We start from the raw sequence: 2294 nt of genomic DNA on the forward strand, positions 1-2294 counted from the left end.
ATACAATATTTGCCCATGCTGCGGGACGGAGTTTGGGTATGATGACTCTACAGCTGCTCATTCCCATTTACGGGAAATGTGGGTTTCTGAGGGAATGCAATGGTGGAGCAAGCATCAATTAAAACCTAATGATTGGGACCCGGTCAGGCAGTTAAAAAGTAGTTAAATGTTTTATTTGTTGTTGCTCAAGGCGCAGGCGAAATTACTGGTTTCGCTAGAAATTCCTCAATCGCTGATGGCCCCCTGAGTTATGGCGCCGTGCAGACCGGCGTGCGTATGTCGGATGCCGTGCGCAATACGGACAACGCTGCGTTCGCGCAGAACACGGACAGCAAGAGCAGTAGTGCCAGCATCGGCATCGGCTATTCTGACCTGCTCTGAGAAATTCGTACAAGTAGGTATTTGAGAAAATAGCTTCCAATGCGAGAAGGAAGCGAGATGAAGAAGGCAAGGTATAGCGAAGAGCAGATTGTGCGGATTCTGCGCGAGGCCGACCGGGACCCGGTGGCCGAGGTGGCCAAGCGGCATGGGGTGAGCGAGCAGAGCATTTACGGCTGGCGCAACGCTGAGGCGGTCAGTATGGTTCTTCATACTGAAATCGCCGCCGATCTTCAGTAGAGATACGGCGTAAGTTCCGAGACGGCCGTAAGGCTTGTGGCGGCTGCGAGCGCGGTGGCTGGGTCGATTAAGGGTGTAAAAGCGACAGATGTTGTAGGCGGAGTGCCTCAGATCACCCTTAATCGTCAAAGTGACGTTGCGTTTGAGCGCCAAGTGACAGAGGCATTAGGGCATGTTGGTGGGGTGAAGAATACTAATCCGGTAACTGTTCAGCTGCCTAACGGCGCGCAGGTAACAACAATTCCTGATCTGTGGGGGACAAACGTCGGGGGGCTTTTGGAGGTTAAAAATGTCCAGAACCTTTCAATGTCTAACCAGTTGCGGGCACAGATTCAAGTTGCAACTGCAATAGGTCAGCCGTTGAATCTTGTTGTGAGTCCTAGGACAAATAATATTTCTAGAGAACTTTTGCGCCAAGTCAGAGGTACTGGTGGTGATGTATTCAGATATAACCCTACTACCGGTGACTTGACGAAGTTTTGATGGCTTATGAAATCATATATACAAATAGCGATTCGAACAAAATCTGAGACCATTGATTGGGGTGTTGGCGAAAAGCTTATTGATTCGTTGAACGTGAGCGGAGGGTGGCTGCATCCTGAACAGGTATCACACAATGCGGATAAGTTCACGGAGCTTTTTTTGGGAAAGAGTTCGTGTGAAAATATTTGGGCTTCTAAAGCTTCATTGCGCCTTAATGGAGTTTTGTCCGATTTTTACCAAGACTTTTCGTGGCGAAGAAAGAAGGCTATAAAATCGTCTGGCAGTGTTGTTCACTCATCTCGAAATAATCGAGGGCAAGTAGTTCCTGGGACTATTTCCTTAAAGGCTGACTATAGCGATAAGGTTGATTGGTATTCACTCTTCAAAGTGTGGTGTGAAATTTTCTCTCCTCAGCTCGGTATGGTGCATTTATTTACTAGTCCCGAGCTGGCTCCTGCTGATAAGAATGGTAGCTTCCAAATCGGTTCATTCAATGCTGCATTAAAACCAGACATTCCGAATGTGGGGTGGGGTATGTTCTACGGAGACGAATTTGCCCGAGAGGTCAACGTCGATAAAGTCGCCGCGGCAGGTTTTCGTATTGAGGAACTAGGGGGCGGTTACTTGGTGAGGGTTACAGAAAATATCAGCGACGTTGCAAACGAGTTTTCGTCGTTTTCTAAAAGCCGTGCTGAGCTTCGGAATTTATTTCCAGAGGGGTTTTTTTTAATTAATAACGAACCTTTAGTTTGAGTTGGCCAGCAGCGACCCCGCACCGGTGCTGTTTCAGCTTTTACTCATCGTGAACGTTGGGTTGATTTTGGCCGCCTCCCACGGTGGTTGCAGAATCTCAAGCGTAGAGATTTTGATAATGGCCAAGGTTCTTTCGGCATAGATCATCGCACCTAACGTAAGCAACGATATGGTCGACCTATATTTCCGATGGTTGGACTCGTAGGTCGGCCGTAGTTCGTCCAGCGCCTTCGGTTCGACGGTCGCGGCCGGCAAAGACCTGACCATCGTCGCCCAAGGAGCCGGCAAGGACTCGGACATCACCGTCACGGGCTCGAACCTGTCGGCGGGTAATAACGCGGTGCTCAAGGCTGAAGGCGACATTGTAATGACCCAGCAGAACCTGCTCAGGTTAAGCGGCTAATGCAAATGCCTCAGCCGGGGTCTTCATGCCGAGCGCC

Annotated in this window: 3 protein-coding genes and 1 pseudogene; all 4 read left to right on the plus strand. The window is 49.5% G+C overall.

Annotated elements, in window-relative coordinates; genetic code table 11:
• Window positions 1-438 precede the first annotated feature (438 nt).
• Window positions 439-561, plus strand: a pseudogene (locus tag WBR68_RS31125) (transposase); the annotation flags it as partial.
• Window positions 562-720: 159 nt separating this feature from the next.
• Window positions 721-1101, plus strand: coding sequence for a putative toxin (locus WBR68_RS31130; RefSeq protein ID WP_230696233.1), 381 nt, complete (start codon window positions 721-723; stop codon window positions 1099-1101).
• A 6-nt stretch (window positions 1102-1107) separates the two neighbouring features.
• A complete protein-coding gene (locus WBR68_RS31135; RefSeq protein ID WP_230696234.1) occupies window positions 1108-1854 on the plus strand; it encodes a hypothetical protein in 747 nt (248 codons plus the stop codon).
• Window positions 1855-2119: 265 nt separating this feature from the next.
• Complete coding sequence (locus WBR68_RS31595) at window positions 2120-2257, plus strand: hypothetical protein (protein ID WP_370641307.1); 138 nt, start codon at window positions 2120-2122, stop codon at window positions 2255-2257.
• Window positions 2258-2294: the final 37 nt, after the last annotated feature.

This window comes from Achromobacter sp. JD-1 (assembly GCF_038594925.1).
Taxonomy (GTDB): Bacteria; Pseudomonadota; Gammaproteobacteria; order Burkholderiales; family Burkholderiaceae_B; genus Achromobacter; species Achromobacter spanius_C.